The organism is Ruminococcus sp. AM26-12LB, assembly GCF_003480785.1.
Classification (GTDB): Bacteria; Bacillota; Clostridia; order Lachnospirales; family Lachnospiraceae; genus Blautia_A; species Blautia_A fusiformis.
Genome location: NZ_QUJX01000025.1, coordinates 24,044 through 32,891, shown reverse-complemented (window position 1 = coordinate 32,891; position 8,848 = coordinate 24,044). Strand labels below are relative to the sequence as shown.

General features: G+C 46.0%; 9 protein-coding genes, 1 tRNA gene and 1 riboswitch. Of the genes, 7 read left to right on the top strand and 3 right to left on the bottom strand.

What is annotated here, in order from left to right; all coding sequences use genetic code 11:
• The coding region (locus DW694_RS15715) for a zinc ribbon domain-containing protein (protein WP_147420740.1) at nt 1-173 on the top strand (173 nt) is incomplete at its 5' end.
• A gap of 354 nt (nt 174-527) precedes the next feature.
• On the opposite strand, the gene DW694_RS15710 is transcribed toward DW694_RS15715, so the two are convergent.
• Entirely contained in the window at nt 528-1,193 is a 666-nt protein-coding gene (locus DW694_RS15710; RefSeq protein WP_110103161.1) for a hemolysin III family protein, read from the bottom strand.
• A 383-nt stretch (nt 1,194-1,576) separates the two neighbouring features.
• Between DW694_RS15710 and DW694_RS15705 the strand changes: the two genes are divergently transcribed.
• Nucleotides 1,577-2,125, top strand: a complete 549-nt coding sequence (locus tag DW694_RS15705) for a stage V sporulation T C-terminal domain-containing protein (RefSeq protein WP_015526740.1) — start codon at nt 1,577-1,579, stop codon at nt 2,123-2,125.
• 75 nt (nt 2,126-2,200) lie between these two features.
• Here the strand turns inward: DW694_RS15705 and DW694_RS15700 are convergent, their stop codons facing one another.
• Complete coding sequence (locus tag DW694_RS15700) at nt 2,201-2,764, bottom strand: M15 family metallopeptidase (RefSeq protein ID WP_114002753.1); 564 nt, start codon at nt 2,762-2,764, stop codon at nt 2,201-2,203.
• Nucleotides 2,765-2,836: 72 nt separating this feature from the next.
• Nucleotides 2,837-4,297 (bottom strand): nicotinate phosphoribosyltransferase, encoded by a 1,461-nt coding sequence (locus DW694_RS15695; RefSeq protein ID WP_118753304.1) that lies wholly within the window; start codon nt 4,295-4,297, stop codon nt 2,837-2,839.
• Nucleotides 4,298-4,572: 275 nt separating this feature from the next.
• Between DW694_RS15695 and DW694_RS15690 the strand changes: the two genes are divergently transcribed.
• The 5 genes from DW694_RS15690 to DW694_RS15665 all read left to right on the top strand — a co-directional run bounded on the left by DW694_RS15690 (nt 4,573) and on the right by DW694_RS15665 (nt 8,848).
• Nucleotides 4,573-4,644 (top strand) — tRNA-Gln (locus DW694_RS15690).
• Between the two features lie 147 nt (nt 4,645-4,791).
• Nucleotides 4,792-5,499, top strand: a complete 708-nt coding sequence (locus tag DW694_RS15685) for an acyl-ACP thioesterase domain-containing protein (RefSeq protein WP_118753303.1) — start codon at nt 4,792-4,794, stop codon at nt 5,497-5,499.
• Between the two features lie 64 nt (nt 5,500-5,563).
• The gene (gene araD / locus DW694_RS15680) at nt 5,564-6,265 is read left to right on the top strand and encodes an L-ribulose-5-phosphate 4-epimerase (RefSeq protein ID WP_015526737.1); all 702 of its coding nucleotides are present in this window, start codon (nt 5,564-5,566) and stop codon (nt 6,263-6,265) included.
• Nucleotides 6,266-6,469: 204 nt separating this feature from the next.
• Entirely contained in the window at nt 6,470-6,712 is a 243-nt protein-coding gene (locus DW694_RS15675) for a helix-turn-helix transcriptional regulator (RefSeq protein WP_015526736.1), read from the top strand.
• Nucleotides 6,713-6,905: 193 nt separating this feature from the next.
• A riboswitch (Lysine riboswitch) is annotated at nt 6,906-7,076 on the top strand.
• A 137-nt stretch (nt 7,077-7,213) separates the two neighbouring features.
• Complete coding sequence (locus DW694_RS15665) at nt 7,214-8,848, top strand: Na+/H+ antiporter NhaC family protein (RefSeq protein ID WP_118753302.1); 1,635 nt, start codon at nt 7,214-7,216, stop codon at nt 8,846-8,848.

The following is an 8,848-nucleotide window of genomic DNA, read 5'->3' as shown; positions in this document are numbered from 1 at the left end:
ACCGTTATTTTGCATCCAGCAAGATCTGCAGTGTATGCGGACATAAGAAAAAGGAACTGGCATTGTCGGATAGAATGTATGTTTGTGAATGTGGAAATAGGATGGACCGGGATGTGAATGCAGCAGTCAACATCCGTGAAGAAGGAAAAAGAATCTATAAAGAATGTGCCTGACGGCACAAGAAAAAAATCCGTAACCGGATAAACATAAAAAACAAAACCGCGGGACACGCGGGGATAGCCTGTTTTAGCTTTGCCCTAAAGGGTAATCGAACAGGAAGCCCCCACTTCAAAATCGTAAGATTTAAGTGGTGGGAGCATGTCACCTGCAGTGGTCTTTCCACACTGACCATAGGCTGAGATCATCGGGATCACAGGTTGGATCAGGCATAATAAGAAGCCCCGGAACACGAGGCTGCTTCAGAGAAGTTATAACTTCGACTTCCTGAGGTCTGTCCGTGTTCCGGGGCTTTAAGTTTTTAAGGTATCCGAAAGGTGAGATTGTTATCTATCTGATCACAGAGTAACTCAGTGGATCGCCATACCGGCTACAAAGAAATACATTACAACAAAATGGCACACACTTCCCAGCATCACAAAAACATGAAATACTTCGTGGGAGCCGAAATTCTTATGCTTCGCATTGAAGATCGGAAGCTTCAGCGCATAGATCACACCGCCGATGGTATAGATGATGCCGCCGGCAAGGAGCCATCCGAAGCCTGCACGGGGCAGATTGTGGAAGATCGGAACAAAAGCAAGTACACACAGCCAGCCCATTCCAATGTAGATCACAGAGGAAAGCCATTTCGGGCAGTTGATCCAGCAGCCCTTGAGGATCATTCCGATGATGGCAACGGTCCATACGAGGGCACAGAGGATATAGCCGGTGCGTCCGTGGAGAACGATCAGGCATACAGGAGTGTAGCTGCCGGCGATCATCACGAAGATCATCATGTGATCCATTTTTTTCAGACGGCGGTTCACCTTGGCTGTGGAGCTTACGGAATGGTAAAGTGTGCTTGCCAGGTAAAGAAGGATCATGGTAAGGATAAAAACACTTACTGCAAAAACATGGAGAACATCTGCACTTCTGGCCGCCTTCACGATCAGCGGAGTGGCTCCGGCCACGGCAAGAAGCATGCCGATTCCGTGGGTTATGGCGCTTCCCGGATCTTTTAATTTAAATTTCATATAAAAACACCTCCTGCAAAAAAAATCTGCTGTTTATATCATATGGACAACTTCAAGATCGGTTCATCAATGACGGATCATTGCGACAGTTTACGATGTAATAATGTAGAAACTGATAAAATAACATGTAGTATTCAAAACTACATATCAAGTATACGAATACTATACCACTATTATTCAAAAATGCAACCCCTATTTTCGAAAAAAATTTTATCAGGATTTATTTCTGCAGCAGGCATACGACAATGCGGCTCTGCGACAGATAAATAAGAGATTTTTATGCATATTTCTCCCAGTTTTTCGCATAATAACCATATGAAAAACAAATAGTTAACATAACATTGACGTACAATGAACAGAAAATACAGGAGGAATTCAGGAAGATGAAAGCAACGGGAATTGTTCGCAGGATCGATGATCTGGGCAGGGTTGTGATTCCAAAAGAGATACGAAAGACACTGCGGATCAAGGAAGGAACGCCACTGGAGATTTTTACAGACAGGGAAGGACAGATCATCCTGAAAAAATATTCGCCCATTGGAGAGCTGAATACGTTTGCTGCGGAATATGCAGAAGCGCTGGTACAGACCACCGGACTGACTGCCTGTATTACAGATCGTGATCAGGTCGTGGCGGCATGCGGCAGCGGAAGCCGGGAACTGGAAGGAAAAGAGATCAGTTCTGATCTGGATGCAGTCATTGCCGGCAGGAAAGGCAGAATGGTCAGTCAGGATAGCAGGGAAAATATATCAGTCATTTCCGACGCTATGGATTCATTTTGCCAGAAAATGATACAGCCGATCCTGTGTGCGAGTGACGCCATTGGAGCAGTGATCCTTCTGACTAAAAGTGAAAAAACAGCACTGGGAGACACAGAACGTGCCCTTATCCGCACAGCAGCCGGTTTTCTTGGCAGACAGATGGAGCAGTAAAAGTGCATCAGATGTACAGAAAAATGTGTGCAGATCAAGATATAAACATCAGATGCAGATGCTAGGAGCAGCAGATCAGGGAGGGTGCGGACACCGGGAAGGAAAGCAGTGGTATTCTTCCAGAGTCAGATTTGTGATAGTGAGCCAGGAAGCCAGAGGTTTTGTCACATAGCGGATGTGCCAGGGCTCGTAAGGGATGCCGGTGATCTCCTCTCTGTTTTTTGGGTACCGGAGGATAAAACCATAGAGCGGAGCGTTCTTTTTCAGCCAGCGGCCTTCTCCTGTTGCGGAAAACCTTTCGGAGAGCTCCATATGGATGGACGGGCAGGATACATCCAGAGCAAGTCCGCTTTGGTGCTCACTTGTTCCTGGCTCTGCAACGAAAGGACTTCCTGTAAAAAGCTCCTTCTGTCGCTGGTAGGAACGATATCCGGAAACTGCCCATAGGTTCAGACCGCATCTGTGACAGGCATGGAAAAGCTGGGAAGCGGCTTTTGCAGCCTGATACTCCAGAAGCCGCTTCGGATCTCCCGGTGCTGCTTCAAATGGAAGTCCGATATCGATAAGATGTTCCGGCACAAAGGCTTCCGGCAGAGGATGCTCCCTGCTGATCAGCCGGGTATAAAATTCTCTGTGCAATAAAAACCCTCCTTTCCTTATCCATAAGCTTATGATAAGAAAGGAGGGTTTATGAATGCTTATTTCTGTTTATCAGAGCTCTTTTTCACTCATTTCTTCCAGGAGAGCCTTCTTCATGTCATAGAGTGACTGGGAGAGATCTACATAAACCTTCTGCGGATTAACGAAACGTCTGGATTCATCCCACAGTGTGTTCTGCTCCTGTTTGCAGTAGTCGCGGAGTTCCATGACAGATGGAGACTTGTAAACACTCTTACCATCTTTAATTACCGGAACAAGGAGCTCACGGAGTTCGTAGGTTCCGCCAAGAACCTTGGTCTTTTTCCAGGTGTCAACCGGGTCGAAGATCACCATAGTTTCTTCCGGATCGAATTTCTCATCTGCAAGGCAGATCAGATCGGCCTTGATCTTGCCGGTCTTCTTGCTGTAGATACGGTATACAGTCTTGTTGCCCGGGTTGGTAACCTTTTCTGTGTTTTCGGAAAGCTTGATCTTCGGCTGGAAGGCATCGCTGTCAGCGTCCTTTACAGCGGCAAGTTTGTATACGCCGCCGAATGCCGGATTGTTATCGGCTGTGATCAGCTTGGTTCCGACGCCCCAGGAATTGATCTTGGCATCCTGGGCCTTCAGGCTTTCGATAAGATATTCATCAAGATCGCTGGATGCGGAAATGGTAGCATCATCGAAACCGGCAGCAGCCAGCATCTTGTAAGCTTTTTTGGAAAGATATGCAAGATCACCGCTGTCGATACGGATTCCATAGTTCTTCAGCTGGATACCTTCCTCACGCATCTCCTCAAATACACGGATCGCATTGGGAACACCGGATTTCAGGACATCGTAGGTGTCAACCAGAAGAGTACAGGAATTCGGGTAAAGTCTCGCATAGGTCTTAAAGGCAGTGTACTCATCCGGGAAACTCATGATCCAGGAATGAGCATGTGTTCCGAGAACCGGAACGTTAAACATCTGGCCGGTCAGTACGTTGGAAGTACCGGCACATCCGCCGATCACTGCAGCTCTGGCACCGAAGATCCCGGCGTCCGGACCCTGGGCACGGCGAAGACCGAATTCCATGATGGGATCGCCCTTGGCTGCATGGCATACACGTGCTGCCTTAGTGGCAATAAGACTCTGATGGTTCATAATGTTCAGGATGGCCGTCTCTACAAGCTGAGCTTCCATGATCGGTGCGATAACCTTGACCATCGGCTCTCTCGGGAAGATCACGGTTCCCTCCGGAATTGCGTAGATATCACCGGTGAATCTGAAGTTGCTCAAATACTCAAGGAAATCATCCTCAAAGATGTCAAGACTTCTCAGATAGGTAATGTCTTCTTCTGAGAAACGGAGATTTTCGATGTATTCGATCATCTGCTCCAGTCCTGCACAGATGGCAAAACCGCCATCGCACGGATTGTTGCGGTAGAACATGTCAAAGACAACGGTCTGGTTGGTAGGGTTTTTGAAATATCCCTGCATCATGGTAAGCTCATAGAGGTCCGTGAGCAGAGTAAGGTTATTTGCTCGCATAGCGTTCTCCTTTGGATGCCTCCGGATATTGTGACCGGAGGGAAATACACGGTTGTTTCCGCTCTTTTTATTATACGGCTTATTATAACACAAAGGAGTGGATTGTAAAATTTTTTTTACTGCGTAAACCCGCATATAATAAGGAGTTTTAACAGCAGTTTAAGAAATTTTGAAAAAAAATAAAAAAAATTAAAAAAAGGGGTTGCAATTTCAAAAAAGCTGTTATATAATAACATCCGTCGCAAGCGATAAGGCAAGCGAAAAACAAAACACATAGGGCTATCGCCAAACGGTAAGGCAACGGACTCTGACTCCGTCAGTTCAAGGTTCGAATCCTTGTAGCCCTGCTTCTTAAGTACCTCAGTTGCGAGGTACTTTTTTTGTACTCAAAAATAAGAAGATATTCGCAATCCGCTGTGCCCCAAAAAAAAACAAGTGCGTTTCTTCCTGCCAAGTGTTACAATAAAGTATAGACAGTATGACAGGAGGCATGAATGAGTTACAGTTTTGAGAGTCGAGTAAGATTCAGTGAGATCGGAGAAGAGGGATGTCTGACGCTGCCGGGAGTTCTGGATTATTTTCAGGATTGCTGTACCTTTGAATCCGAGCAGACAGGAGTCGGCATGGAAGTATTAAAGGAACAGAAAAGAGCCTGGGTACTTTCTGCATGGCAGGTGATCGTGAAGCGATATCCGAAGCTTGGTGAAAATATAAAAGTAACAACAATTCCTTATGGATTCCGTGGATTTATCGGAATGCGTAATTTTATTCTTGAGACAATGGATGGTGAGAAGCTGGCATGGGCCAATTCCTACTGGTCCTTTATCAATACAGAAACCGGTCTTCCGGAAAAGCTAACACCGGCAGATACAGATCCCTATGATCTGGGCGAAAAAATAGAGATGGATTATGCACCAAGAAAGATCGCGCTTCCGAAGGAACGGGAAGTGCAGAATGCTTTTTCCGTACAGAAGCATCATCTGGACACCAATCATCATGTGAACAACTGTCAGTATATCCGGATGGCAGCGGATCATCTGCCTGAGGATTTTAAAGTTGGTCAGCTTCGTGCTGAATATAAACGTCAGGCAGTACTGGATAATGTTATCATTCCGGAAGTATATATGACAGAAAATAAAGAAGCTGTAGTTCTCAACGCGGAGGATAAAGAACCTTACGCAGTAGTTGAGTTTACAAAATAAATATAGGCGGTAGAGATTAGTACATCGTTTTTGAAACAACTATACCGTAAAAGGAGGGCGCGCTATGCTTGAAAAATTAAAAGAAGAAGTTTACAGAGCAAATATGGATCTGCCAAAATATGGTCTTGTTACCTTTACATGGGGAAATGTCAGCGGGATCGACAGGGAGCAGGGACTTTTTGTGATCAAGCCAAGTGGTGTGGATTATGACAAGCTGACACCGGAAGACATGGTAGTGGTAGATCTTGATGGAAATAAAGTAGAAGGAAGATACAATCCATCCTCTGATACACCGACACATGCAGTTCTTTACAGAGCGTTTCCGAATATCGGCGGTATCGTACATACCCACTCATCCTGGGCAACAAGCTGGGCGCAGGCAGGCAGATCGATCCCGTGTTATGGAACCACACATGCAGATTACATTTACGGAGAAGTACCATGTGTACGTAATCTGACCAAAAGAGAGATCGAAGAGGCATATGAGAAGAACACGGGAGTTCTTATTGCTGATTATTTCAAAAACAAAGATTATGAAGCAGTACCGGCTGTGCTGTGTAAGAACCACGGACCTTTTACCTGGGGTAAGGATGCTCATGAGGCAGTTCATAACGCAGTTGTTCTTGAGGAGGTTGCCAAGATGGCATCTCGCTGCGAGCTGATCAATCCGGATGTAAAACCGGCACCGCAGGAGCTTCAGGATAAGCATTACTACAGAAAACATGGTGCAAATGCATATTATGGTCAGGTAGGACAGGAAGACTGATCAGAAGAAAAAACAGTTTGACCCGATGGTGGATCGTCAATATCCGCCTGAGTGGAAATGCCGCGGAACAGTACCGCGGCATTTTTTGTCGAAAAATGCAGAAAATGTCAGATTTGCTGACCTTTAACACAGGTGCCGCCGAAATATATGCTAATGTCAAGAAAAATGCAGAACATTAACACATTTATTAAAATAGGTGGCAGGATGAAAATATACACTTATCAGGGAAAAAAGAACGTTTCCGGAGAAAAAATACGCCAGATGAGGAATATGAAACGGATGTCGCAATCTGCGCTGGCAGCAAAAATGCAGGTGGAAGGAGTGATGCTGGAGCGTGACAGTATCAGCCGGATCGAAGGAGGAGAACGTTTTGTGGCAGATTATGAACTGCGGGTGTTTGCAAAGGTGCTGGGAGTGGATGTGAAGTGGCTGCTGAATGAGCAGTAAATAAGGCAATATTGGATTACAGTTCGCTGGTAATATTCCGCGAAGCGTGTTACTGAAAACGGAGTGAAAAGTAACAATATTGGTCTGAATGGCAGGAATCTGTGTAAACTACTTGATATTTATGTCGGAAACTGCTACAGTATAAAGAAAAAAAGATGGCCGGGAAGTCCTGCGGAGGGCAAACGGTCACGGATAAGAAGATAGAGGCGCGGATTTTATCAGTATTTATGGATGCAAGGCCCTGGCAGGCTGTTCATAAAGAAAGGAAAATTTGCCGAAGTGCTCTGGAAGGCCAGATGACAGGGTGCTGGGATAACGCAGAATATGCGTTGTACTGTCACGGATGTGGAGCGCTATCGGTAGCACTTCGGGAGATCTGCATTTAATATGCTGAATGGAGATTTTCTGACAGGCTATTAGTTAAATAAGGATTATTTAACCGGAGGTGTTCTTAAGAAGAGACAGCCTCCGTTTTTTTGTCCCCGAAAAGGGAGGAGAAAAATGAGTAAAAAAGCAGGAACAGCATTGTCTGTTATGGCAATGGTATTCATGGGCGCACTGGCAAGTCCCCTGACTGTGCTGGCTGCGGATGCGGAGGAGACTTACCAGCCTGCTCTGTATGCAACGATCTGGGCACTGCTTCCACCTCTTGTTGCGATCGTCCTTGCACTGATCACAAAAGAAGTATACAGTTCTCTGTTTGTGGGAATTGTAGTAGGAGCACTGATCTATTCCGGATTTAAATTTGAAGGAACGGTAACACAGATTTTTGAGGGAGGAATCATCAAGGTTCTTTCTGACAGCTATAACGTAGGTATCCTGATCTTCCTGGTAATCCTGGGATCTGTGGTATGTATGATGAACAAGGCCGGCGGCTCCGCCGCATTCGGACGATGGGCCAGCAAAAAGATCCACACGCGTGTGGGTGCAGAGCTTGCAGCGATCATCCTTGGAATCCTGATCTTCATTGACGATTATTTTAACTGCCTGACAGTAGGAAGCGTTATGCGTCCGGTAACTGACAGACATCACGTATCCAGAGCGAAATTTGCATACCTGATCGATGCGACAGCCGCTCCGGTATGTATCATCGCACCGATCTCATCCTGGGCTGCTGCAGTCAGCGGATTCGTAGAGGGACAGGATGGACTTGCGATTTTTGTAAGAACCATCCCGTATAACTTTTACGCGATCCTTACGATTGTAATGATGGTTGGCATGGTACTGATGAAAACCGAGTTTGGTGCCATGAGAACACATGAGATCAATGCTCTGAACGGAGATCTTTATACAACATCTGCAAGACCGTATGAGAATGCAACGGATGATGAGACACCGAATCCGAGAGGAAAGGTGATCGATCTTGTGATCCCGATCGTTATGCTTGTTATCTGCTGTGTCATCAGTATGATCTATACAGGAGGATTTTTCAGCGGAACAGATTTTGTTACCGCATTTTCACAGAGTGATGCCTCTACAGGCCTTGCAATGGGAAGTGCTTTTGGTCTGGTGTTTGCCATTATTTTCTATATGATCCGCCGTGTGGTCAATTTCAGAGACTGTATGGGATGCATCCCGGAAGGATTCAAGGCTATGGTACCGGCGATCATGATCCTGACCTTTGCATGGACACTGAAGGCTATGACAGACTCACTTGGTGCAGCGGTATTCGTAGAAGAAGCCATGCGTTCTGTTGCCGGTGGTATTGAAGTTATCCTTCCGGCCATTATTTTCCTGGTTGGATGTGGACTTGCATTTGCTACAGGTACTTCCTGGGGAACCTTTGGTATCCTGATCCCGATCGTTGTTGCGGTATTTGAGAAATCCAGTCCTGAGATGATGATCATTTCCATGTCCGCCTGCATGGCAGGTGCAGTTTGCGGAGACCACTGCTCACCGATCTCCGATACAACGATCATGGCTTCCGCAGGAGCACAGTGTGATCATGTGACTCACGTTTCCACACAGCTTCCGTATGCGATCCTGGCTGCAGCAGTATCCTTTGTAACTTATATTGTTGCAGGCTTTGTAAAAACAGCATGGATCGCTCTTCCGGTGGGAATCGTGCTGATGCTGATCGTACTTTTTGTCATTAAAATGATGAACCCGATGCCGGTTGAGAAACCAACAGAATAA